This is a genomic window from Sphingobium sp. PNB (assembly GCF_019873065.1).
In the GTDB taxonomy this organism is placed as follows: domain Bacteria; phylum Pseudomonadota; class Alphaproteobacteria; order Sphingomonadales; family Sphingomonadaceae; genus Sphingobium; species Sphingobium fuliginis.
The window spans coordinates 164,450-189,338 of the sequence record NZ_JAINEZ010000001.1 but is presented as its reverse complement, the minus strand read 5'-3'; the positions used below and the strand labels follow the sequence as shown (position 1 = coordinate 189,338).

Annotated in this window: 15 protein-coding genes; 7 read left to right on the top strand and 8 right to left on the bottom strand. The window is 66.0% G+C overall.

Going from position 1 to position 24,889, the window contains the following annotated elements:
• Positions 1-81: 81 nt before the first annotated feature.
• Positions 82-1,041: an AraC family transcriptional regulator gene (locus K7W03_RS00735; protein WP_222885235.1), complete on the top strand. Its 960-nt coding sequence runs from the start codon at positions 82-84 to the stop codon at positions 1,039-1,041.
• Here the strand turns inward: K7W03_RS00735 and K7W03_RS00730 are convergent.
• The 3 genes from K7W03_RS00730 to K7W03_RS00720 form a co-directional block, all read right to left on the bottom strand.
• On the bottom strand, positions 995-4,039 hold the full coding sequence (locus K7W03_RS00730; protein ID WP_222885234.1) for a glycosyl hydrolase family 28-related protein: 3,045 nt from the start codon (positions 4,037-4,039) through the stop codon (positions 995-997). The two genes, K7W03_RS00735 and K7W03_RS00730, sit on opposite strands and share 47 nt — an antisense overlap.
• Positions 4,040-4,108: 69 nt before the next feature.
• A complete protein-coding gene (locus K7W03_RS00725) occupies positions 4,109-7,078 on the bottom strand; it encodes a TonB-dependent receptor plug domain-containing protein (protein ID WP_222885233.1) in 2,970 nt (989 codons plus the stop codon).
• Between the two features lie 137 nt (positions 7,079-7,215).
• On the bottom strand, positions 7,216-10,260 hold the full coding sequence (locus tag K7W03_RS00720) for a glycosyl hydrolase family 28-related protein (protein WP_222885232.1): 3,045 nt from the start codon (positions 10,258-10,260) through the stop codon (positions 7,216-7,218).
• A gap of 172 nt (positions 10,261-10,432) precedes the next feature.
• On the opposite strand from K7W03_RS00720, the gene K7W03_RS00715 reads away from it, so the two are divergent.
• Positions 10,433-10,963 carry a gluconokinase gene (locus K7W03_RS00715; RefSeq protein ID WP_048575499.1) on the top strand — a complete coding sequence of 177 codons (531 nt, stop codon included), beginning with the start codon at positions 10,433-10,435 and terminating at the stop codon, positions 10,961-10,963.
• Positions 10,964-10,969: 6 nt separating this feature from the next.
• Here K7W03_RS00715 and K7W03_RS00710 read toward each other — a convergent pair whose 3' ends face one another.
• On the bottom strand, positions 10,970-11,647 hold the full coding sequence (locus tag K7W03_RS00710; RefSeq protein ID WP_044661134.1) for a FadR/GntR family transcriptional regulator: 678 nt from the start codon (positions 11,645-11,647) through the stop codon (positions 10,970-10,972).
• A 43-nt stretch (positions 11,648-11,690) separates the two neighbouring features.
• Positions 11,691-13,037 (bottom strand): gluconate:H+ symporter, encoded by a 1,347-nt coding sequence (locus K7W03_RS00705; RefSeq protein WP_061935903.1) that lies wholly within the window; start codon positions 13,035-13,037, stop codon positions 11,691-11,693.
• Between the two features lie 356 nt (positions 13,038-13,393).
• Between K7W03_RS00705 and K7W03_RS00700 the strand changes: the two genes are divergently transcribed.
• The 3 genes from K7W03_RS00700 (at position 13,394) to K7W03_RS00690 (ending at position 15,831) form a co-directional block, all read left to right on the top strand.
• Complete coding sequence (locus K7W03_RS00700) at positions 13,394-13,690, top strand: response regulator transcription factor (RefSeq protein ID WP_025549227.1); 297 nt, start codon at positions 13,394-13,396, stop codon at positions 13,688-13,690.
• A gap of 84 nt (positions 13,691-13,774) precedes the next feature.
• The gene (locus tag K7W03_RS00695) at positions 13,775-14,830 is read left to right on the top strand and encodes a Gfo/Idh/MocA family protein (protein ID WP_222885247.1); all 1,056 of its coding nucleotides are present in this window, start codon (positions 13,775-13,777) and stop codon (positions 14,828-14,830) included.
• The gene (locus K7W03_RS00690) at positions 14,827-15,831 is read left to right on the top strand and encodes an SMP-30/gluconolactonase/LRE family protein (RefSeq protein ID WP_222885231.1); all 1,005 of its coding nucleotides are present in this window, start codon (positions 14,827-14,829) and stop codon (positions 15,829-15,831) included. Before K7W03_RS00695 ends, K7W03_RS00690 begins: the two co-directional genes overlap by 4 nt.
• 185 nt (positions 15,832-16,016) lie before the next feature.
• Here the strand turns inward: K7W03_RS00690 and K7W03_RS00685 are convergent, their stop codons facing one another.
• Entirely contained in the window at positions 16,017-17,366 is a 1,350-nt protein-coding gene (locus K7W03_RS00685; RefSeq protein ID WP_025549230.1) for a cation:proton antiporter, read from the bottom strand.
• 307 nt (positions 17,367-17,673) lie between these two features.
• A complete protein-coding gene (locus K7W03_RS00680; protein ID WP_082718661.1) occupies positions 17,674-20,619 on the bottom strand; it encodes a TonB-dependent receptor plug domain-containing protein in 2,946 nt (981 codons plus the stop codon).
• A 291-nt stretch (positions 20,620-20,910) separates the two neighbouring features.
• Here K7W03_RS00680 and K7W03_RS00675 point away from each other — a divergent pair, with 291 nt between their 5' ends.
• Together K7W03_RS00675 and K7W03_RS00670 are read left to right on the top strand one after the other, a co-directional pair.
• A complete protein-coding gene (locus K7W03_RS00675; protein ID WP_025549233.1) occupies positions 20,911-22,155 on the top strand; it encodes an MFS transporter in 1,245 nt (414 codons plus the stop codon).
• Positions 22,152-23,783 carry a glycoside hydrolase family 43 protein gene (locus K7W03_RS00670; RefSeq protein WP_222885230.1) on the top strand — a complete coding sequence of 544 codons (1,632 nt, stop codon included), beginning with the start codon at positions 22,152-22,154 and terminating at the stop codon, positions 23,781-23,783. The genes K7W03_RS00675 and K7W03_RS00670 overlap by 4 nt, the downstream gene beginning before the upstream one ends.
• Here the strand turns inward: K7W03_RS00670 and K7W03_RS00665 are convergent.
• Positions 23,747-24,790: a LacI family DNA-binding transcriptional regulator gene (locus K7W03_RS00665; protein WP_222885229.1), complete on the bottom strand. Its 1,044-nt coding sequence runs from the start codon at positions 24,788-24,790 to the stop codon at positions 23,747-23,749. The genes K7W03_RS00670 and K7W03_RS00665 overlap by 37 nt on opposite strands.
• Positions 24,791-24,889 lie beyond the last annotated feature (99 nt).

Genomic DNA, 24,889 nt, shown 5'->3' with positions numbered 1-24,889 from the left:
TGTCGATGCATGACCGATAGACGGACCGTTTCGGACGATCTATAATCGATGATCCATATATGATTACGGATCGTCCATAACATGGATCCCCTTAGCGACATCATCGCCTTGCTTGGCCCCAGCGCCGCCATCGCCAAGCCGATCACGGGGCGCGGGCGGTGGGGCGTTCGCTATCGCGCGCATGACGCGCCCGGCTTCACGATCATCCTTGCGGGGGAAGCCTGGGTCGCCTTCGAAGGGGGCGCACCGCTTCGGCTGGCGCAGGGCGACTTCCTGCTGATGCCGACCACCCCGCCCTTTTCCTTGAGCAGCGAAGCGGGTCTTCCCTGCACCTGGGTGGAACCCCGCGGCGAAGCGGTGCGGCACGGGGATCAGCCAGGCGATCCGGACTTCATCGCATTGGGCGGCAGCTTCGCGTTCGAGCGGGCCAACGCCCCCCTTCTGCTGTCATTGCTTCCCGATCTGATCCATATCCCGGCAGCGCAGGGCCGCGCCACGCGCTTCGGCCAGTTGATCGACATGCTGGCCGACGAATGCCTGTCCAGCCATCCGGGCAAGGAACTGATCACCCGGCGCCTGCTGGAGATGCTGCTGGTGGAGGCGCTTCGCTGGCGGCCAGGCGGTGGGGAAGCGGACCATCGGGGCCTGCTGGGCGCGATGCGCGATCCCGCGCTGGCCCGCGCGCTGCGGGCCATGCATGAGGATGTGCGCGCGCCCTGGACCGTCGCGCAGCTTGCAAGCGTGGCGGGCATGTCGCGTTCGGCCTTCGCCGCGCGCTTCGGTGAGGCGCTGGGTTGCGGCCCGATCGAATATCTTGCGCGCTGGCGCATGGCGATCGCCAAACACGCCTTGCTGCGGGGCGACAGGTCCCTGGGCCGGATCGCGGAGGAAATCGGCTATGATTCCGCCAGCGCCTTCAGCACCGCGTTCCGCAAGCGGCTGGGCTGTCCGCCCGGCAGCTTCGTGCGGCTCCATGGTCGCGGCGTTCCGGACCCTAGCGTCCCGGCTTCACCGCATAGAGGCCGTGGTGCGACAGGATGAAGAGGGTTCGGCCGCCTTCCCCGCCGAAGAGCAGTTGCAAGGGCCGTTCCGGCACGTCGATGCGGCCGACCTCCCTGCCGTCGGGCGCATAGACGAAGACCTGCCCGTTCGCGACATAGACCCGGCCCTGCGGGTCCACCGCGACCCCCTCCCCACCGCGATCCGCGAACGGCCTGAGGTCGGTGATCGCGCCGCCCGCGCCCACCAGGCCGCTATAGGTGCGGTTTTCCGAACCATTGGTGAGGAAGACGCGCCTGCCCGGCTCCCCCTGGATGAAACCATAGCTGTCGAGTGAATCGGAGAAGCGCAGGCCGCGATGGTCGGCGGGACCCTGCGCGAAGGTGCGGAAGGCAGGCAGGGCGATGCTGCCGTCGGGCGAGACATATTCCTGAGCCTTGGGCGCCGCCATGTCGCGGGCGAACATCTGGGCAAGCGTCGTGAATTCGTAGGTCCTGGGATCGATCTGGTCCCTGAACTCGCCATTGTTCCACCAGTTGACCGGCAGCACCGTGGCCCTGCCCGCGTGGGGCGCGACGGGCGTTGCCGGAATGACGCTGATCTCGCCGTCGGGCGCGCCGGGCCTGACGCTGTAGACCGTGCCGTTGCGCCCATAGGAGGAAAGGACGAGCAGATTGCCGGAACGGTCGATGCTGAGGTTGACCGGATCGAGCGAGGCGTCGCGCACCATCTCCAGCCGGCCTTCGTCCGACCAGCGCCAGATGCGCTGGAAGCGGCGGTCGATGAAATAGAGCCGGCCCTGCGCATCCACCGCACCGCCGCCCGCCGAATGGAAGCCGTCGGCCAGTTTCTCCACCCTGCTGCCCAGGAAGCTGGCGGGCTTCACCGGCTCCGGCCGGGCGGGCACGTCCAGCACGGCGAACTCCCGTTCGCGAACGTCCAGCCCATGGGTGACGTCGCGAATGGCGTTTTCGAACGGGAATTTGGTGAGCCGCAGGAAGGTCGCGCAGCCATTTTCGTCGCAGGTGCCAAGGCCGCTTTCGCCATTCACATGGACGTTGCGGAAACGGATGTCATGGGAATTATAGAGGGTAATGGCGGCGGGTGCGGGCTCCCGGGTGCGGGTGACGCGATAGCCGTGGAAATTGGCGACCAATATATTGTGCGAATCCCTGATCTCCAGCGCCACGGCGTCGCCGCTCTCTCCCGCTTCACCCTCCGTCTGGGGGGCGAGCAGTTCCCAGTTGGCGACGCGGTTCAGGCCGATTTCCGTGCGGACATGATGCTCGACCGACGCCTGGATGAGGCGGCCGGGCGTTTCCGTGTCGGAGATCAGGATGCCGGGATGGCCGAAGGTGCTGGGGCTCCAGATATTGGCGAAGGTGCCGCCGCCGCCCTGCGTCACCCAGAGGCTGGCATATTGGCCGGCCCAGCGTCGGGCGGAATCGGGATCGCCGGTGGCATTGTTGTTGTAGGGATTGACCCGGCTGCCGTCGAAGCGGTCGGTGCCGTGGCCGCCCTGAAACTTGACGTCGTTGACCATGGAGTGGGCGCCGGCCTTCCACAGGAGCGCCGTGGCGCGCGGATTGGCGCCGTTGGTGTTGAGGCCGAGGCCCGCGACGATCGCATCGCCGCCCTGCGCGCTTTCCACCAGCGCCTTGGGCGCGCCCACCCCTGCCCAGCCGGGCGCGCCGTCGGGCAGCACGATCTGCGTCAGGCTGGGGTGCAGGCCCAGCAGCACCGTATCGGGACGCAGGCGCAGCGTGTCGCTGACATGATAGAAGCCGGCGGGCAGATAGACGACGCGGTGGCTGTCGATCGCCTTCTGGATGGCGGCGGTGTCGTCGGTCCTGTCGTCGCCCTTGGCGCCGAGCGTGCGGGCGTTCACCCATTCCGGGACGGGCGGCAAGGGGCGGATGGCGGGAACGGACGGGGCCGGCAGCGCGCCCATGGCTTCCGCCTGCATGTCCGTCCGGTACTCGCCCATGCGGCCGACGCCCGGCAGCGTCAGGCCGTGGGTGAAGGAGGCGATCCTGTAGTTCTGCCCCCTGCCGGCGACGGTGCGGCCGCTTTCGCGGAAACGGGCAAAGGTGGGCGTGTTGGCCGCCAGCACATTCTGGAAGCCGATCTGGGTATAGACATTCTTCTCGTTCGAGATGACGACGCCCGCCTTGGCCACATTCTCGAACCGGAGGTCCTGGCCCCAGAGCCAGTCGCCATAGCCCCGGTCGATCTCTATCCCGACCGGCACGTTGCGGAAGGCGACGTTGACCATCGTCAGGCCGGCCTCATGCTCGCGGATGGCGGCGTCGCGCTGTCCCTCGAACGTCGCGTCGACCAGCGCGAAGCCCCAGGCGGGGGACGGCTTTTCCGCGAGGATGCCGTAGCGCCCGCCCCGGAAATGCAGGTCGTCCGCTTCATTCGCCACATGGTAGAGGCCGGCGAGGCCCGAGCCGATGTCGAAATCGGCATGGCTGACGAAGCTGTGCTGGGCGGAGTGGAAGCGGATCGCGGTGGCCGCCGGATTGCCGTCCATGATGCGGAAGTCGATATTGCCGAGCGCGGAATAGAAGGTGCCGGGATTGGCGTCCGCGATGGTCCTGTTGAACGGCACGCTGCCCGCCGGGGGGAAGGCGGCGGGCGGCGTGTCCCTGTCGGTCTGGCGCTTGCTGCCGGTGAACATCAGCATATGGGCGACGCCGCGCTGGAAGCCCGGCGTGTTCCGGCCGAGCAGGATGACCGGGCGCCTTTCCCCGATGCCGAAGATGCGGACGCCCGGCCAGAGGAAGATCGTCCGGCTGATGCGATAGGTGCCGGCCGGCAGGAAGACGATGCCGCCGCCGCCCTTTTCCGCCGCCGCGTCGATGGCGCGCTGGATCGCCGCGCTGTCGTCCGCCCGGCCGTCCCCCGCGCCCTTGACGGTGACGGCGCGCGGCTCGTCGGGCGCAACCGTATAGACGGATGGAGAAGCGTGAGCGGGTTCAGCCGCCGCCAGCAACAGCAGCACCGACGCGCAGGCCCCGCTCAATCCACGAACCATCGACATACTCCAGTTACAAGAAGTCCCGGCCGGTGAAGGCCGGGACAAGGTGGGGGAGAGAGTGGCAGATCAGAAGTTGAAGCGAACCCCCGCGCGGTAGATGCGGCCCAGCGTGTCGTAGAGCGCCGGGTTGATGTCCAGGCCGGTGTTGGTCTGCGGCGCGGCGACCGGGTCCTTGTCGAACAGATTGTCCACCTTGCCGTAGATCGACAGGTTTTCGCCGAACTTGAAGGTCGCGCCGATGTCGACGTAGAAGGCGCCCTTCATCCGGTTATGGTCGATGGTCGGGTGGTTCGTGGTCGAGGCCGGGCAGGACGACTGGCAGACGACATATTGATTGCCGAAGGTGCCGTCGCTGATCCAGCGTTCCTGCACCGTGAAGCTGAACCGGCCGCTGTCGTAGGTCTGCACCGCCAGCCATTTCCAGTCCGGCGTATTGCCGTTGTTGGCGCCCGCCTGATCGACCGGGTCGACGCCCGCAATGCCCGCGTTGACGATGAACTTGCGGATATGCGTGCCCAGCGCCCGGACGGTGAAGCTGCCGGGCAGGCCCAGCGGCTGCTGCCACTGATAGCTTGCCTCTATGTCGAAGCCGCTGGTCTTCCAGGAGGCGAGGTTGAAGGGCTGGACATTGACGAAATTGGTGCCCTGCGGCCCGTCGAGCTGGAAGCCGCCGCAGAAGGCCTGGTTGCCCTCGAAGCAGAAGCGGACGATCTGGTCCGCCGACAGGGTGGAGACCACGCCGCTGAGCTTGATGTTGTAATAGTCGAAGGAGAGGCTGAGGCCGGGAAGCCATGACGGCCGCGCCAGCACGATGCCGAGTTCGGTGTTGCGGGCCACTTCCGGCTTCAGATTGGTGTTGCCGATGGTGTTCTGGAACACCTGCACCGCCTGGTTGCGGAAGGGATCGTTGAAGTTGGGCAGCGTCGTCACCGTGGGCGCCGCGAAAAGTTCCGACAGGTTCGGCGCGCGCACGTCGCGCGAGGTCACGGCGCGCAGGCGGATGCCGTCGAGCGGCGTGTCCCAGGTGCCGCCGACCTTCCACGTCCAGACCGTGCCCGACGTGCTGTAGTTGGTGACGCGCGCCGCGCCGTTGAGGTTCGCGCGGCCCATGGCGTCGCTGTCGATCAGCGGCAGGTCGACTTCGAGATAGCCTTCCCACACTTCATATTTGCCGCGCCCGTTCTTGTAGTTGCCGGCCGCCCAGTTGCTGCCCAGCGTCGAATTGAGCAGCGGATCGGCCGGATAGTCGGGGCTGTTGGGGCTGAGCGGCGAAACGCCCGCGCCATAGGGATCGGCGTTCACGCGATAGAATTCGCGGCGATATTCGCCGCCGAACGCGACCGAGACCGGCCCGGCCCACAGTTCGAACGGATTGCCCGAGAAGTTGAGGCTGGCGACGTCCTGCGTCAGCTTCGTATGCTGGAACGGTCCGTTCTCATGCGGCGCGACATAGGCCAGCGCCGCATCCGAAGGGGTGAAGCCGCCGAAGATGTTGATCGGCTGGCAACCCGCCGCCCGCGCCGCCGGATCGGCGCAGACGACTGCGCCGTTGAGCGTGATCGCATTGGTTGCGGCGACATAGCGGTTCTGGAGGACGATGTCCCGCACCCTGATGTCGGAAATGGTGATGCCATGTTCATAATAGGCGTCATAGTTCCAGTCCGTTCCGCCGACGCCGATCTTGCCCTTCAGCCCGCCGACGAAGCGATATTGCTTGCGGTCGGTATGCACCCGGGGATCGGGGAAGGCGCCGTTGCTGCTGCCGAAGCTGAATTCCGTGATGCCCGCCGTGGCGCAGCGGTCGCGCACCAGTTGCGGCAGGAACGGGTTGGCGCACTGGACGGTCAGGCTGGGCCGGTTATAGCCGGGGCTGGGCTGGTTGCTGGTCTTCACCTGCGCGACATTGACCGTCACATAGGCTTCATTGTCGTCGGCGAAGTCGTAGCCGATCCGGGTGTAGCCGTTGATGCGCTCCAGCGCCGATTTCAGCGAGGCGCCCGAACCCGGCGCGCCCGACAGGTCGCCGCCCTGGCAGAAGCTGTTGCCGCGGAAGCAGTTGCTGACCTGGCCGTTGCCGAGCGGCTGGCCGCCCGAACCATAGTTGAAATTATAGGGCGTGCCGTTCCGGTCGAAGGCGATGCCCTGCAACGGGCCGTTGTTGATGAGGCCGTAGCGCGCATATTGATAGGGCTGTGCATAGTCGCGATAGTTGAACTGCGGCAGGCCGTTGTTGAGCTGGCCGGTGTTCATCAGCGTCGTCGCGCGATACCAGTCGCGGCTGCCGGCGAGGTCCGTGCCGAAGTCGCCGGCGCCCACGCCGCCTTCATGGTCATATTCGCCGCTCAGCACGACATGCAGGCGATCGTCGAGGAAGGACTTGCCCCAGGCCGCCTGCACCAGCGCGGTTTCATCGTCGCCATATTTGGTGATGCTGCCAAGGATATTGCCCTTGAACCCTTCGAAACGGGTGTCGGTGATGAAGTTGACGACGCCGCCGACCGCATCGGAGCCGTAGGAGGCCGACGCGCCCCCCGTCACCACGTCGACGCGCTTCACCAGAAGCTGCGGGAACATGCTGATGTCGGGAACGCCGGTGACGTTCGCGCCGACGACGCGCTGGCCGTCGAGCAGGGTCAGGGTGCGGATCGGGCCCAGGCCGCGCAGGGAGAAGGAACTGAGGCCCTGCTGGCCGCTCGACGTGCTGAAGGTGCCGGTCGACGCGCCGGTCGATCCCTGCAACGAAGGCAATTGGGCGACGGTGTTGAAGATATTGGGCTGCGCATTGTTGGCGATCTGCTCCTCACCGATCACCGTGGTCGGCGTGGGCGCGTTGAAGCCGCTGGTCGTGATGCGCGACCCGGTGACGACGATGTCGGCATTGCGCGCCGCGCCCGCATCCTCCGTCTCCGCCTGGGGCGCGGCCGTCGGGGGCGTGGCCGCGTCCTGGGCCCGGGCCGCGCCGGCCAGAGCCATGCTCGCCACCGCCGCGAGGCTGACGCCGGCCAGATGTCGATGGATTGCGATCGTCACTTTCATTGATCCTTCCCCTTTTATATCTGGCCGCCCGTTGCCGGCCGGGTGCGCCCATGCCCGGCGACGCCGCAAAGATTAGCCCCCGGCCCGCCGCGCCGCACTTACGACATAGGTCGTAGGCGCGCCGTGGCGGCGTTTTCCTACGGCTTCGCCGCGTAGAGGGCGTGGTGCGTCAGGATGAACAGCGTGCGCCTGTCCGGGCCCCCGAACAGGATCTGCAACGGACGATCGGGCACGTCGATCCGGCCGCTTTCCCTGCCGTCCGGCCCATAGACGAAGATCTGCCCGTTCGCGACATAGACGCGGCCGCGGCCGTCCACGGCCACGCTTTCCCCGCCGCGATTGGCGAAGCGGCGAAGATGGGTCAGCGCGCCGCCCGCGCCCACCGTGCCGCTATAGGTGACATTTTCCGACGCATTGGTGACGAACAGGCGCTCGCCCGGCTTGCCCGACACGAAACCATAAGCGTTGAGGCTGTCGGACCAGCGCCAGCCGCTATGGTCGACCGGCCCCTGCTGCCAGGTGCGGAAGGCGGGCAGCGACAGGCTGCCGTCGGGGGACAGATATTCCTGCGCCTTGGGCGTTCCCGCGTCGCGTGCGAACATCTCCGCCAATGTGGTGAACCGATAGGTCCCGAAGTCGAGCTGGTCGCGAAACTCGCCATTGTTCCACCAGTTGACCGGCAGCAATGTCCGGGCGGCGCCGCCGTTGCGCACCGGAGTGGGCCGGATCAGCGTCATCGCATCCTTCGGCCCCGCCGGATCGAAGGAATAGACGCCCGCCTTCGGCCCCAGGGAGGACAGCACCATCACATGGCCCGATGCGTCGATGGCAAGGTTCACCGGGTCGAGCGCATGGTCGCGCACGATCTCCAGCCCCTTGTCCTCGCTCCAGCGGTGGATGCGCTGGAACCGGCGGTCGATGAAATAGAGCGCGCCCTGCGGGTCCACCGCCGCGCCGGAGATCGACCAGAAGCCGTCCTCCAGCTTATCGACCTTCGTGCCGGCGGGCGGCGGCGCGGCGATGGTGCTGCCCGCCGGTCCGATGTCGAGCTTCGCAAACTCCCTTTCCCGCACGAACAGCTTGCGCGTCACATCCTCTATCGCATTGTCGAACGGATATTTGCTCGCCCGCAGGAAGGTGCCGCAGCCTTCGTCGTCGCAGGTGGCATAGCCGCTTTCGGCGTTGATGTGGACGTTGCGGAAGCGGATGTCGCCCGAATTGGAGAGCTTCACCGCGCTTTCCTCCGGCGCATAGGTGCGCGTGACGCGATAGCCATGATAATTGGCGAACAGCAGGTTGCTGGAATTGCGGATGTCGAGCGAGATGGCGTCGGGCCCGTCGCCCACTTCCTGTTCGGTCTGGGGCGCCAGGAACTCCCAATTATGCACATTGTCGAGCACGAATTCATTGCGGGCATGATGTTCGACCGACATTTCATAGACATGGCCCGGCGTGCGGGTGTCCGTGACATAGAAGCCCGCCTGCGCGAAGCTGTTGGGGCTCCACACATCGACGAAGGTGCCGCCGCCCCCGTCCGTGACCCAGATGCTGGGATATTGCGCGTCCAGCCGGTCGTCCGTGACGGGATCGCCGGTGTGGACCCGCAGGCTGCCGAGCATCGTGCCGTCTGCGGTGGGGGTGCCGCCGCCGCCCATGATCTTGACGTCGTCCACCAGGCTGTTCTCGCCCGAGCGCCACAGCAGCGCGGAGGCGCGCGGGTTCACGCGGCCGGTGAAGAGGCCAAGGCCGGACAGGATATTGTCGCCGCCCCTGGGGCTTTCCAATATGGGGAGCACCGTCCCGAGGCCGGCATGTCCGGGATTGTTGTCCGGAATATAAAGCTGCGTGATCGCCGGGTGCAGGCCGATCAGCACGCTGTCCGGGCGCAGTTTCAACCGGTCGGTGACCTTGTAGAAGCCGGTCGGGAAATAGAGGATGCGGTGGCTGTCGATCGCCTTCTGGATCGCGGCGGTGTCGTCCGCCCTGCCGTCGCCCATCGCGCCCAGCGTGCGGATGTTGACCCATTGCGCCATATCCGGAAGGTCGCGGATGGCGGGCGTCCTGGGCGCGGGCATGGCGGGCAGCGCCTCCACCTCCGCTTCCGTCCTGTACTCGCCCGTTCGTCCGAGCGTGGGCACGGCGAGGCCGTAGGAGAAGGACGCCACCCTATAGGCCCTGCCCTTGCCGTTCACCGCCTGCCCGCTGTCGCGGAAGCGCGCGAAGACCGGGCTGTTCACCGCCAGCGCGTTTTCGAAGCCGATCTGGGTGAAGACATTCTTCTCATTGGAGATGATGACGCCCGCCTTCGACACATTTTCGAATCGGACATCCTTGCCCCACAGGCTGTCGCCATAGCCCCGGTCGATCTCGATCCCCACGGGCGTGTTGCGGATCGCGACATTGACCAGCGTCAGGTCCACCTCATGTTCCCGGATGGCGGCGTCGCGCTGGCCGTCGAAGGTGGAATCGAGCAGGGTGAACTGCCAGGCGGGCGAGGTCTTTTCCGTCACGATGCCATAGCGGCCGCCCTGGAAATGGACATTTTCGATGACGTTGCCCGCCTGATAGACGCCCGCAAAGGCGGTGCCGAGGCGGAATTCCATATGGCTGAGGAAGGCATGCTGCGCCATGCGGAAGCGCACGCCCGCCGCCGCCGGATTGCCCGGCGCGATCTCTATGTCGACATTGCTCATCGAGGAATAGAAAGTGCCTGAATTGGCGTCGCGCACCACCTTTTCGCGCGGGACGACGGTCGGCACCGGCACGGGCACCTGGCCGACATTATACTGGTCGCCGCCGCCGAAGACGATCATGGTCGACACGCCCTGCTGGAACCCGGGCGTATTGGCGCCCAGCAGGATCACGGGGCGCGTCGGCCCCACGCCATAGACGCGCACGCCCGCCGGGATCACCAGCGTGCGCGTGATGCGGTAGGTGCCGGACGGCAGGAAGACAATGCCATGGCCGGTCCTGTCCCGCGCCTTGTCGAGCGCCTGCTGGATCGCCGCGCTGTCGTCCGCGCGGCCGTCGCCCTTCGCCCTGACGGTGACGGCATCGGGTTCATCGGGGGCAAGGGGGAAGACCGAGCGGCCCGCGGAGGATGCCTGCTCCGCCTGTGCCCGTTCGGCCCCCGCCAGGGCCGTTGCCGCCAGCAGAGCCGCCATCATGGCGCGTCCGATCATCACCGTCTCCCGAGATAGTTGTCGCCTCGACCCATGGCTAAGGCCGGGGCGGGCGCTTGGCACTTGCGACAAAGGTCGTAGTTTTCATGCCTCTACCGGCAAAGCTATAGCGAAGGGACATCGGGGCGGTGCGTCATCAGGGCGCCATCGCCCGCCTGCCAGGGACGCCATTTTGCCATCATCCGCCGATCCTGCCCCCTCCTTGCCGCTCGCCGTCATCGTCATGGGCGTCAGCGGCTGCGGCAAGTCGACGCTGGGCGCCCTGCTGGCCGAAGCGCTGGCCTGTCCCTTTCTGGAGGGCGACAGTTTCCACTCGACCGATGCGGTGGAGAAGATGCGCGGCGGGCGGGCGCTGACCGACGAGGATCGCTGGCCCTGGCTCGACCGTCTGGGGCAAGCGGCGGCGGATGCGATAGCGGCGAACGGCGCGGCGGTCCTTGCCTGCTCGGCGCTGCGCAGAAGCTATCGCGACCGGCTGCGCGCGGCGATCGGCGCGCCTGTGCGTTTTGTCCTGCTGGAAAACAGCCGGGACCAGTTGCTGGCGCGCCTTTGCAACCGCCCCGGCCATTATATGCCCGCCAGCCTGCTGGACAGCCAGTTGGCGACGCTGGAACGGCCGCAGCCGGACGAGGGCGCGATGATCCTGACGACCGATACGCCGCCCGGCGCGCTGCGCGATCTGACGCTGGACTGGCTGCGCTGATTGCCTTCACGGCATCAGGCGGCGGCGTCCTTCCCACAAATGCCAGCGCATCGCGAGCGCGGCGCCCTCCGGGTCCTGGGCGCGGATCGCGTCGACGATCAGCTCATGCTCGCGCAACATGGTCGCGATCACCTCCGGCGGGCGGGAGCGGGAGATGTCGACGCCCGCCCGCATGATCTTCTCTACATCGCCATATAGCGCATCGAAGGTGATGACGAAGGCCGGATTGCCGGTCGCTTCCGCAATGCGGCGGTGCAGTTCCATATCCTCGGCATGGGCGGGCTCGCTGGACAGCAGGGCCTGGCTCAACAGCGCCAGCCCTTCTTCGATATGCGCCATTTCATGCCCCGTCCGCCGGGTGGCGGCGAGGCGCGCGGCCTCCGCCTCCAGCACGAAGCGCACCTCATAACTGCCGAGCGTCGTCGGCAGTTCGCTGAGCGGCATGAAGGCCGTCAGCCGTTCCGACGGGCGGCTCTTGACGAAGGAGCCGGCGCCCCGCCGCGCCTCCGTTATGCCGTCCGACGCCAGCCGCACCAAAGCTTCCCGCACGATGGCGCGGGAGACGCCGAACATCTCCGCGAGCCGCGATTCGGAGGGCAGGCGTTCACCGACCTCCAGACCTTCCGCCTTGATGATCTCCACAATGCCGGCATAGGCATGGTCGGAAAGCCGCGCCTGCGTCATCGGGACACCTGCCTGTCTGTCGAAGTCATGGCTGCCCCCCTTGCTAGAAGATACTGCTCGCCGCCAGCACCAGCAGCAGGCCGACGACGGCGACGACTGTCTCCATGATCGACCAGGTCTTGAAAGTGCCGGGCATGTCGGTGCCAAGATAGCTTTTCACCAGCCAGAAACCGGGATCGTTGACGTGCGAGAAGAACAGCGAACCCGCGCCGATGGCGAGGACCATCCATTCGGGTTGCACGCCGGATGCGGCGACCAGCCCCTCCATGACGCCTGCCGTGGTGATCGTCGCCACCGTGGCCGAACCGGTCGCCAGGCGAATGCAGACGGACACGCCCCAGGCGAGCAGGATCGGGGAGATCGCGCCGCCCTGCGCCAGCCGCACCAGCATGTCGGAAAGCCCCGCCGTCACCAGCACCTGCTTCAGCGCGCCGCCCGCGCCGATGGCCAGAATGATGCCCCCGGCGGGCGTCATCGCCTCCGTCCAGATGGCGTTCTGGATGCTGCGGTCGGCGATGCGTCGCCCGAACAGCAGCGGCAATGCGGCAAGCACCGCCACGAGCAGCGCGACGACCGGATCGCTGATCCAGCTCAGCCAGTGGAACAGCGCCGCCATGTCCGGCGGCATCAGCGCGACCGCCTGCCCCGCCGCGATCAGCACGACCGGCAGCAGCACGGCCGCCAGTGCGCGGCCGACGGAAGGAGTCGCGACATCGACGCGCACGGGATCGAGCAGCGGAGGACTGAGCTTCACGCCGGGCGCGGTGAAGCGGGCCAGCAGCGGGCCGGCGATGATGGCGGTGGGGATGCCGACGATCAGGCCATAGACCAGCGTCAGGCCCAGATTGGCGCCCAGCGCGTTCACGGCCAGCAACGGGCCGGGATGCGGCGGCACCAGCGCATGGACCACCGACAGGCCCGACAGGGCGGGCAACATCAGGCGGAGCTTGGCCGTGTCGTTGTTCTGCCCATTGGGCAAGGCCGCCGCCGCCGAAGCGACGATCGGCAGCAGCAGCACCAGCCCCGTTTCGAAGAAGAGGGGCAGACCGATCACGATGGCGGTGAAAAGGCTGGCCCAGGGCGCGCCCCCAATGCCTGAAATGCGCAGCGCAGCGCGCGCGAGTCCGCCCGCGCCGTCCGACAGTTGGAGCATCGCGCCAAGGCCGAGGCCAAGCGCGACGACAAGGCCCGTGCCGCCCAGGATGGCGCCCGCGCCCTTCTCCACCGCCTTTGCGGTTTCCTCCATCGGCAGGCCCGCCAGCAGCCCCACGGTGAAGGCGCCGCAGAGCAGGCCCACGAACGGATGCAGCCGCCCCCGGATGATGAGCGTGATGGAGAGCGCGATGCCGGCAATGGCCGAGAAGATCAGCCGATAGTCCGCCGGGCTCATGCGGCGCCTGCTCCTGCGCCGACGCGGGCGACCGGCGGATGAGGAGCCACCGCCGCCATAACTGATGTTAACGCCATCCTCTCCCCTCTCTTCTATATGGTGATCGGGCCATGCGGAGATCAGCCGCTGCTGAAACCTGTTAGACAGGTCATAGCCATGATTTCAGCGCAAAACCACAGATATGGGGTCGTATATCGCATTTTTCGCTTGAAGCTGTCTGACCGATTCCGGTATGTTAGCGTTATCGAATCCGACATGGCAGTGCGCGAACCGCGCTGCCGCGGCAAGCCTGGCGGAATAGGCCGGGTAGAATAGCGCCGGGCAGGACAGCGCCTGGCAAAACAGGGAGAGAGAGGATGCACATCGCGCTGGATCTGCATGACAGCCTCGGTCATCAGGATCAGAGGCCCCAGGGCATCAGGACGGCCGAACCGCCCCAGCTCACCCCCACCCAGATGAAGGTTCTGCGCTGCGTTCATTCGGGCCTGCTGAACAAGCAGATCGCCTATGAACTGGGCATGGCCGAAGCCACGGTGAAGGTTCACATGACGGCGCTGATGCGGAAGCTGAACGTCCGCAACCGCACCCAGGCGGCCATCGTCGCGCGCAATCTGGGCTGGCTGCGCCCCGCGCTTGGCCGCGCCGCCGACTGACCCCTCATTCATCCTCCAGAAAAAAGGGAGCTTCGCGTGGCGACCACTTCCCGTCGTGAAATCCTGGGCGGCCTTGGCGCCGGAATGGTTCTGGCCGGCATGGCAACGCGCGCCGGCGCGGCGCCGGCGCGCAAGATCGGCTATGCCATTGTCGGGCTGGGTTCCTACGCCACGCGCCAGATCATGCCGAACTTCGCGGGTTGCGAGCATGCGAGGCTGGTCGCCCTCGTCAGCGGCACGCCGGCCAAGCTGGACCAATATGGCGCGCAATATGGCATAGCGGCGACCCACCGCTACAGCTATGCCGATTTCGACCGCATCCGGGACAATCCGGACATCGACGTCGTCTATGTGGTGCTGCCCAACAGCATGCATGCCGAATATAGCATCCGCGCGGCGCAGGCAGGCAAGCATGTGATGTGTGAAAAGCCCATGGCCGTGTCCGTCGCGGAGTGCGAGGCGATGATCGCCGCCTGCCGCAAGGCGGGAACGAAGCTGATGATCGGCTATCGTTCGCGGTTCGAACCCTATAACCGGCTCGCCATCGAACTGGCGCGCGGCGGCCATGTCGGCCCCACCCGCCTCATCACCGCCGAACATGGTTTCCCGGCCCGGCCGGACCAGTGGCGGCTCGACCGGCCGTTGTCGGGCGGCGGATCGATGATGGACATCGGCATCTACAGCCTGAACGCAGCCCGTTACCTGACCGGGGAAGAGCCGGTTTCGGTCAGCGCCGTCGAGACCACGGACAAATCCGATCCCCGCTTCAAGACGGTGGAGGACCGCATCGGCTTCCTGCTGCGCTTTCCATCCGGCATCGTCGCCAACTGCATCTCCAGCTATAGTTCCTCCCATAATGGCTATCGCGTCATCGGCACGCAGGGCTGGATCGACATGGAACCGGCGACCCCCTATCAGGGGCAGAGCATGTCGATCCGCAAGGATGGCGTCACGACCCCGCGCACGCTCCCGCCCGCGGCCAAGAACCAGTTTGCGGGGCAGCTCGATCATATGGCCGAATGCATCGTCAACGGCACGACCCCCATCGTGCCGGGCGAGGAAGGCCTTGCCGACATGCGCGTGATCGAAGCGATCTACCGTTCGGCGGCCGAGCGGCGAGAGGTCGCCATAAGGGCATGACGTCGCGCCGGATGTTCCTGGCCGGTCTGGCGAGCCTGCCGGTCGGCGCGCGGCTGGGCGCGGCGGTGGCCGCCCCCATCGGCTCGATCCGGCGGCTCGACCCCGAACTGGACCGGATCGTTGCGCCATCCGCCGCCGTGACCGTCCTCGCCAGGGGCTATAAATGGGCCGAGGGTCCGGTCTGGGCGCCGCGGGACAATTGCCTGCTGTTCAACGATCCGCCGTCCAATATCCTGTATCGCTGGCGGCCGAAGGATGGGGCGCGTCCGTTCCTGTCGCCTTCCGGCCTGCAAGGCCCCGTGCCGCCCGGCATCAGGGAGCCGGGCCTCAACGGTCTGGCGATCGATTCCTCCGGCGCGCTGATCGCCGCGGACAGCGGCACGCGCGCCATCGTGCGAATCGACCTGCGCACGCGCGCCCGGACCATTTTGGCCGACCGGTTCCAGGGCAAGCGGTTCAACAGCCCCAATGATCTGTGCGTCGCGCCGTCGGGCATGATCTATTTCACCGACCCGCCCTATGGTCTGACGGATGGCGATAGGTCTGCGTTGCGGGAACTGGAGCATTGCGGCCTCTATGCGCTGGGTCCGGACGGAGCGCTGTCGCTGCTGGACGGCAGTCACCGCCGCCCCAATGGCGTTGCGGCATCGCCGGACGGCAGGACGCTCTATCTTGCACTGTCCGATGAGCAGCGGCCGGAGGTTCTGGCCTATTCGCTCGATGAACGCGGCTTTCCGACGGGTCGGCGCCTGTTCCACGACATGCGCGCGGAACAGGAGAAGGGCCTGCCCGGCCTGCCGGACGGCATCAAGGTTTCACGCAATGGGCATGTCTTCGCCACAGGTCCGGGGGGCGTCCACATACTCGCCCCGGACGGCAGGGCGCTGGGGCTGATCGGGACGGGCAAGTCGGTGGCGAACTGCGCGCTGGACGCCGCCGGGCGACGCCTTTTCCTCACATCCTCCGATATGCTGGCGGTCGTGCCGGTTCGGCCGGCCTAGAGCCAATCGACATTCAGCCCTGACGGCCTGCAAATGACGCTTTTCCGTGCTGCCGGTGCTCACCTACTTTGAGTAGGCTGCGCTCCGGGTCACGGAAAAACACCATTTTACCTTCGGTGGCCTTCGGCTCGGCTCGTCATCTTCTGAATGTCGATTGGCTCTAGGGGCGGCTCACGACAGGGAGATCAGGCCGCGGCCCCCAGCCGACCCAATTCCCCCTCCGCCCGCGCGCGCCTTCCATAGACTATCTCGAACAGCGGCCCCGCCATCATGGTGGTGACGATCGCCATCAGCACCAGCATCGAGAACAGGGCGGGTTCGATAATGCCCTTCTGAATGCCGATATTGATGATGATGAGTTCCATCAGTCCGCGCGAGTTCATCAGCGCGCCGATTCCCAGCGCGGTTCGATTATCCTCGCCCGACAGGCGCGCCGCCGCATAGCAGGCGCCGAACTTGGCAAGGATGGAGGCGACCAATATGCCGAGCGCAATGAGCAGGAAGGAAAGCGAATTCACCATGTCGAGGCGCGTGTTCAACCCGGAATAGGTGAAGAACATCGGCAGCAAGATGACGACGGCCAGCGGTTCGACCTTCTTCCTCAGTTCCTCCACGAACAAACCGCGCGGCATGAATACGCCCAGGATGAAGCCGCCGAATATGCCGTGAATGCCGATCGCGTCCATGATGAAGGCGGACAGGCAGAACAGCGCCAGCGTGATCGCCAGCACGGTCATGCTCATTTCGCCCTGCGCCTCTACCGCGCGCCCCAGCGGCGCGAGCAGGCGCCGACCGAACAGCAGCAGGAAGCCGACATAGAGGAAGGCGCCGACGATCGCCAGAACGGCGACGCCGCTGCCGCCGCCGAACAGGGCGAGCACCACGGCCAGCACGCACCAGGATGCGGCGTCGTCGAACGCCCCGGCCGTCAGCGAAAGGGTTCCGAGCGGGCTGTCGGCAAGGCCGCGTTCGTTGATGATCCGCGCCAGCATCGGAAAGGCGGTCAGGGCAATGCATGCGCCCATGAAGAGCGTCGCGCTGCCCTGACCTATGCCCTCCGCGAAAAGGCCGGGAACGGTGACAAGCCAGGGCGTGATCAGGATCGCGATGACGAAAGGCGCGAACAGCCCCGCGCCCGACACCATCGCCGCGTTCCGGGCCTTCGACTGGAAATGATCCAGGCGCAGCGTCAGGCCGACGAGGAACATGTAAAGCGCCACGCCGAACTGCGCGCCGGCGTAAAGCACATTGTTGGTTTCCCTGGGAAAGATCATCGCCTGCAGGTCGGGCGCGACGACGCCGAACAGCGAGGGCCCCAGGATCACTCCGGCGATCATTTCCCCGACCACCTGGGGCTGCGCCAGGAATTTGCGGCAGAACCAGCCCACCCCCCGGCAGGCGAGGACGATGAGCGCGAGTTGCAGGAAGAAATGGATGCTGTAGTCGCCGGGAGCGAAACTCAGCAGCTTCGCGCTGACCGGCGGCCCGTGGGGCGCCAATATGTTCGTCAGCGACGGAAAAATATCCCCAGCCATCCCACCCTCTCGCCTCTTATCTTGGGAGCGCTACCACATAATCCCGGTGGAAGGAAGGGATTGCGCGCTTTACGGCCCGGCGCAAGCGGTCCGATGCCGCGGAAGAAGAGGGAGGAGAGGTATCGGGCAAGGCGGGGGAAGGGGAAAACCGCCGCTGCCCTGGCCCAGGCAAAGCTCTGGACGCAAACCTCTCCCCAGTTCATCGCCATGCTGCCGGTGTCGCTTCGACCCCGACAGCATGGTCTTCATTCAGACGTTGACCTGGTCATGAGCGGAAGACCGGTTCCCCGATTTCCCGTACCATGTCCTAGAAACGGAAACGAACGCCTGCCCGATACATGCGCCCGACGACATCGTAGAGCGCGGGATTGACGAAGAATGGCGACTTGGCCGGATCGCGATCGAACAGGTTGTCGACCTTGAAATAGGCGGTCACCTGCGGCGTGACATTATAGGTGCCACCAATGTCCATGTAGAAGGCGCCGGGCATGAAATTCTGGTCGATGGTCGGATGATTGTTGGTGGACGCAGGGCAGGTGCCCGGCTGGCAAACCACATATTGGTGGCCCAGCACGCCGTCGCTGAACCAGCGCTCCTGGATCATGAACGAGAATTTCTCATTCTCGTAGCTCTGGATCGCCAGGAACTTCCAGTCGGGCGTGTTGCCAGTATTGACGCCCGCGCTGTCGACCGGGATCGTGCCGATCAGGCCGGAGTCCGTCACGAACTTGCTGACATGCGTCGCAAGGCCGCGCAGGGTCAAGGTGCCCGGCAGGCCCAGAGGCTGCCGCCACTGGTAGCTCGCCTCTATGTCGAACCCGCTGGTATCGATCGACGCCAGGTTGAACGCCTGCACATTGATGAAGTTCGGCCCCTGCTGGTTGTTCAGGTTGAACGCGCTGCAGGTTTCGGGACGGACATTCTGGAAGCAAAGGTTGACGATGTCGCCCGCGCCCAGGCTGGAGATGACGTCCTTGATCTTGATCTTGTAATAATCGAACGAAACGCTGAGGCCCGGCAGCCAGGACGCGCCGGAAAAGGCGATGCCCGCCGTCGTGTTGCGCGCCGTTTCCGGACGCAGGTTCGGGTTGCCGATGCTGTTCTGGATCGCGAGCACATTAACGCCCCGGAACGGGTCGAAGAAATTGGGCAATGTCGTGGTGACCGGGGCGGCGAACAGTTCCGACAGGTTGGGCGCGCGGACGTCCTTGGACGTCACGCCGCGCAGGCGGAATCCTTCGATCGGGAGGTTCCATGTGCCGCCGACCTTCCATGCCCAGATGGTGCCGGACGTGCTGTAGTCGGTCACGCGCACCGCGCCGTTGATGTTGGCGCGACCGAGCGCGTCGCTGTTGAGGACCGGCAGATCGGCCTCGAAAAAGGCTTCCTTCACGCCATAGGCGCCGCCGCCGCTCTTGTAATTGCCGGCGTACCAGTTGTTGCCGCCGGGCAGCAGCGTGGGATCGAACGGATAATCGGGTTCGCTCGGTTGGAAATTGGTGCCGACGCCATAGGGATCGGCCTTCACGCGATAGAATTCGTGGCGATATTCGCCGCCGAAGGCGATCGACAGCGGCCCGGCCCACAGTTCCACCGGCGAACCGGAGATGTTGATGCTGACCACGTCCTGCGTCTGGCGGGTCCGCTGGCGGGGTCCGTTCTCCGGCATGATATAGGCGAGCGCAGCCGCCGACGGGTTGCCGCCGAAGATGTTGAGCGGCTGGCATCCGTTCGCCCGCGCCGCGGCGCTGGCGCACACCACAGCGCCGTTCAGCGTGGTTGCGTTGATCGCGTCGTTGAAGCGGTTGGTGAGCAGGATGTTCGACACATCGATGTCGGTATAGTTCGTGCCGCGCTCATAATAATTGTCGTACGACCATTCGGTGCCCAGGAAGTCGAACTGACCCTTGGCGCCGATCACCGCGCGATACTGGCGGCGGTCGGTGTTGACCTGCGTGTTGCCCAGGGCGGCGTTGCTGGTGCCATAGCCGAAGCTGGTGATGCCCGCCGTCGCGCAGGCCGCCTTGATCGACGCCGGCACGAACGGATTGGCGCACTGGATCGTCAGGCCCGGCTTGTTCATGCCGCCCACCGGCTGGTTCTGCGTCTTCACCTGGCCGAAGTTGAAGGTGAAGTAGAGTTCGTCATTGTCGGCAAAGTCGAAGCCGAGGCGTGCGTAAGTGTTGATGCGTTCGATGGACGACTGGAGCGAACGGCCCGCATCGACATTGCCCGACAGGTCTCCGCCAAGGCAGAAGCCGGGAAAGCAGCCGCGCACATTGGTCGTGCCGTCACGCGCGGGGACGCCGTTCGATCCATAGTTGAACTGGAACGGGTTGCCGTTCTGGTCGAACGCCGTGCCCTGCAGCGGGCCGGAGGTGATGAGGCCATATTTGGTGTAGTTATAGGCCTGCGCATAATCGCGCAGCACATAGCGCGGCGATCCGTCATTGATGACGCCACGGTCGATCAGGCTGGTCTGCTTGAACCAGTCGCGGCCGCCGGCCAGGCCGATGCCCCAGTCGCCGCCGCCCACGCCGTCTTCATTGGCATATTCGCCGCTGACGACCAGATGCGCGCGATCGTCCAGGAAGCTGGTGCCGGCCGCAAGCTGGACGAGCACCTGTTCATTGTCGTCATATTTGCTGATGCCGCCCTGGATATTGCCCTTCAGCCCCTTGAAGCGGGTGTCGGTGATGAAGTTGACGACGCCGCCCACGGCGTCCGATCCGTAGGAGGCCGACGCACCGCCATTCACCACGTCGACGCGCTGGATGAGCAATTGCGGGAACAGGCTGACGTCGGGAACGCCGGTCACGTTCGCGCCGACAACCCGCTGGCCATCGATCAGCGTCAGGGTACGGATCGCGCCCACGCCGCGCAGCGAGAAGGAACTGAGGCCCTGCTGACCGCTTGAGGTGCTGAAGGTGTTGACCGTGGTGCCGCTTGAGCCCTGAAGCGACGGCAACTGGGCAATGGTGGTGAAGATGTTGGGCTGCGCATTGGCCTGAATCGACGTTTCATCGATCACGGTCGTGGGCGTCGGCGCGGTATAGCCGCTGGCCTTGATGCGCGATCCGGTGACCACGATGTCCGAAGTGCTGGCGCGCTCTTCGCCATTCTGGGGCGCCGAAGCCTGGCTCGCCGCCTGTGCGAAAGCGGGCGCATGGACAAGGCCGATGCCGAGCGCGACCATGCTCGCCATGGCGCAACCCGCGCGCATCAAACGGCGTTGAAACTGGAAATCCGACATCCTGCTCTCCCCAATAAAATGATGCTTTGCATCTGAATGCGGGGCTGTCGCCCCGGCCGCGCGCCTTCACCGTCAAACGATAACAAGGAATCGACTGATTTTTAGTTAGCGCTAACAATGCCTATTGATTGGAGGAGGATTATTGTCAATACTCATACAAGATTATCGGGAGGGGATGTTGCTTTCGAACCACAAATGCCGCCGCCATGCCATGTCCGTAGAGGACGGCGGCCCGGCTCCCATCGCCCGAAAACCCAGGGGATTTCGCGGCTCGCGCTGGAGCAGGCCGCCATGTTGACGCTGGTCGGCAAGTTCCGCTGGACGATCATCGGCCTGTTTGTGGGCGCGATGGTCATCAATTATCTGTCGCGTTCCGTGCTGGGCGTTGCCGCGCCCGTGATCCTTGCCGAACAGAAGATCAGCAACGTCGAATATGGCTGGATAACCGGCGCCTTCCAACTGGGCGTGATGCTCCAGCCGGCGGCCGGCTATTTCCTTGACAGCGTAGGGCTGCGCATTGGCTTCGCCATATGCGTCGCGGTTTGGTCGCTCGTCACCATGGCGCATGGCCTTGTGAATGGCTGGTTCGGATTCGCCGCGCTGCGCGGGCTGCTCGGCCTGGCGGAAGGATCGGCCCAGCCCGCCGGCCAGAAGCTGGTGGCGGAATGGTTCCCCTCCAGGGAACGCGGCATCGCGGGCGGCATCTACAATATCGGCGCTTCCTTCGGCGCGGTCTTCGCCCCGCCGCTCGTCGCCTGGGCCGTCATGGTGCATAGCTGGCGGCTGGCCTTCGTCGTGGCGGGGGGCATAGGCCTCATCTGGTCGGTCCTCTGGTTCCTCCATTACAACAGCCCGATGCGGCACCGGCGGCTGAGTCAGGCGGAGCGCGACTATATCCTGAACAACCAGGAACAGCGCCTGGCCGCTCGCGCCGAAAAACCCGCTGTGCTCGCCCTTGCGCGGCGGCGCGACCTTTGGGGCATAGCGCTTCCCCGCCTGCTGGCCGATCCGGTCTGGGGCATGCTGTCCTTCTGGATGCCGCTCTACCTCGCGCGCGTGCGCGGCTTCGATCTTGGGCAAATCGCGCTGTTCGCCTGGCTGCCCTTCCTGGCCGCCGACCTTGGATGCCTGTTCGGCCCGGCCGTCGTCGCCTTCCTCCAGCGCAGGGGGATCGACCTTGTCGATGCGCGGCGCTGGGCCTTCACGCTTGGCGCCCTGTTGATGACCGGCATGGCCTTTGTCGGCTTTGCCACCAATCCCTATGCGGCGATCGCCCTGCTCTGCCTTGGCGGCTTCGCCCATCAGACCCTGTCGGTGACGGTCATCACCATGGCGTCCGACCTGTTCGCCAGGAATGAGGTGGCGACCGCCGCCGGCATGGCGGGCCTGGCCGGGAATCTGGGGGTGCTGGTCTTTTCCCTTTCCCTTGGGCAGATGGTCGACCGGGTCGGCTATGAGCCCTTTTTCATCCTGCTCGGCGTGCTCGACCTGGTCGGCGCCGCCATTTTGTGGACGCTGGTGCGCAAGCCTCGATGACAAACATTTCCAACCCCATTTTGCGGGGCTTCAATCCTGATCCGTCGATCGTGCGCGTGGGCGACGATTTCTACATCGCGACATCCACCTTCGAATGGTATCCGGGCGTGCAGATCCACCACAGCCGCGACCTGGTGAACTGGCGGCTCGTCGCCCGCCCGCTCGACCGCGCGGGGCAGCTCGACATGCGCGGCGATCCCGACGGCTGCGGCGTATGGGCCCCGGACCTCAGCCATGCGGACGGCCGCTTCTGGCTGGTCTTCACGGACGTCAAGCGTTACGGCGCCACCACCGTCCAGGGGGCGAAGGGCATGTCGTTGCGCGACTTCCCCAATTATGTCGTCACCTGCGAAACGGTCGACGGCATATGGTCGGACGCGGTGCACCTCAACAGCAGCGGTTTCGACCCGGCGCTATTCCATGACGATGACGGGCGCAGCTGGATGCTCAACATGCTGTGGGACCACCGGCCCGGCCATGGCCGGTTCGCCGGCATACAAGCGCAGGAACTGGACCGCGCGACGCTGAAGCTGGTCGGCGAACCGACGCTGATCTTCAAGGGCACGGAGCGCGGCTTTACCGAAGGGCCGCATGTCTACAAGCGTGGCGGCTTCTATCATCTGCTGGTCGCCGAAGGGGGCACGGGCTGGGATCATGCCGTCGTCATGGCGCGCGCGCCCGACCTGCTCGGCCCCTATGAAGTGCATCCGGATGGAGCCATATTGACCAGCGCGGGCCGCAAGGACGCGCCCATCGCCCGCGCCGGCCACGGCGATCTGGTGGAACTGGCGGATGGCAGCACCTGGCTGGCCTATCTGTGCGGCCGTCCGCTGCCGGGGCGCGAACGCTGCATCATGGGCCGCGAAACCGCGATACAACCGATGCTGTGGGGCGAGGATGGCTGGCTGCGCACCGTCAACGGGGACGCGCGGCCCGACGGGACGCCGCCTGCGCCGGACCTGCCGCCCGCCCCATGGGACATCGAACGCTGGGACGGGCGCTTCGACCTTCCCCAACTGCCGCGGGACCTGCAATGGCTGCGCAGCCCCGCCCCGGAACGGCTGTTCAGCCTGACGGCCCGGCCCGGCTTCCTGCGTCTTTACGGGCGTGAAACGGTCGGCAGCCTGTTCGAGCAGGCGCTGGTGGCGCGGCGGCAGACCGCCTTCCGCTTCACCGCGACGACCTCGCTCTCCTTCGAGCCCCGCAGCTTCCAGCAGGCGGCGGGCCTCATCTATTATTATAACAGCACCAAATTCTATTATCTGTGCGTCAGCGCCGAGGAAGGCCGGCGGCAGCTCCAGATCCTCTCCGCTTCGCCCGAAAATCCGGAGGGCAACAGATTCGACATCGTCGCCGACCGGCTGCCCGACGGCACGATCGATCTGCGCGCCGCCGTGGATGGCGACCGGCTGCGCTTCGCCTGGCGGGCCGATGGGGAGGACTGGCATATCCTTCCGGATGTCCACGACGCCAGCATCCTGTCGGACGAAGTCACCCACCCCGGCCTGCCCAACTTCACCGGCGCCTTCATCGGCATGGCCTGCCAGGACCTGTCGGGCCAGGCCCATCCGGCGGATTTCGCCAGCTTCGTCTATGTGGAGGAAGAGTTCGGCGCTCCGGTGGACTGACGCTGCACGATCCGATGCTCCAGAATCCTCTCGCGGGGAACGCGGGAACGGCGGGCGCCCGCCGCGATCTGAGCCACCAGCAGGTTAAGGGCCTCCGCCGCCAGATCCCGCACCGGCTGGTGCACGGTCGTCAGCGGCGGCCACAGCGTCTGGGCGGCTGTGGTATCGTCAAACCCCACGACGGTCAGTTCCGCCGGAACGTCCAGATGGCGCCGGTGCGCCACGGACACGACGGCCGCCGCCATGTCGTCATTGCTCGCGAAGATCGCCGTGGGCGGACTGGCCGCGCCCAGCAACTGCTCGGCAGCGGCGAGGCCGGACATATAGGTGAAATCGCCCTGCGCGACCTGCACCTCCACCCCGCCCCGTTCCCGGACAGCGGCGTAGAAGCCAGCCATGCGTTCGGCGCTTGCCGCCTGATCGGGATTGCCAAGGATGAACCCCAGTCGGCGATGCCCCATGTCCAGCAGCAACCCGGTCATCTGATAGGCCGCGGCCCGGTCGTCGATCCGCACGCAAATCGTATCGGGGGATTGATATGCGCCCACCGCCGCCATGACGCAGCCCCTGGCCCGCAGGACGCGAAGCACATCCGGCGCTTCGCCCAGCGGCGGAGCAAGCAGCACGCCGCTGATCCCCGATTCGATCCAGTCTTCCAGCGCGGCGGCGGACGGAGCGCGCCCCCCTTCCCCCTTCAGCAGCACAAGCCGCGCGCTGCAGGCGGACGCTTCCTCGAACACCCCCGTCAGAAATTCGCTCATGAACGCGGCGCTGGGATTGGAATAGATCACGCCGATGCGCAGTTCGCTGGACGTCACCAGGCTGCGGGCCGCGGCGTTCGGCGTGTAAGCCAACGCCTTGATCGCCTCCTCCACCACCGCGCGCGCCTGTGCGCTCACGCCCGCGCGCCCATTGATGACGCGCGACACCGTCATGGACGACACGCCCGCCCGCGCCGCCACATCGACGATCGTCGCCCCGCGCGCCGGACGCTCCGGTTTCGCCATGCCCACCCCATGTCTTCGACAAACCCAAAACGGTGATCTAAGCCAAGGATCGCCTGCGGCAAAGGGGCAAAGAGGACATGGATCGGCGGAGATGCCGGA